Genomic DNA, 205 nt, shown 5'->3' with positions numbered 1-205 from the left:
ACCAGTTGTTCATGTAGTTGATGGTGTAGCTCTGGCTCAGGCCATCGGTCGTGATCGAGGTCCTGTTGCCGGTGGCGTCATAGCCATAGCCCAAAACGCCATAGAGCCCCTCAGCAGAGGTTATGCGGCCAACCGCGTCATAACCGAGCGACTGATTGGCTGATGAGCTGAGGTTGTCGTCTATGGCTGAGATCAACGAGTCTGG

General features: G+C 55.6%; 1 protein-coding gene. It reads right to left on the bottom strand.

Annotated elements, in window-relative coordinates; translation table 11 throughout:
- On the bottom strand, positions 1-205 hold a 205-nt coding region (locus tag BHE89_RS24995; RefSeq protein ID WP_286145885.1), incomplete at both ends, for a hypothetical protein.

The organism is Shigella sp. FC1967 (assembly GCF_001743005.1).
Taxonomy (GTDB): Bacteria; Pseudomonadota; Gammaproteobacteria; order Enterobacterales; family Enterobacteriaceae; genus Proteus.
This window is presented reverse-complemented; position numbering and strand designations above follow the sequence as displayed.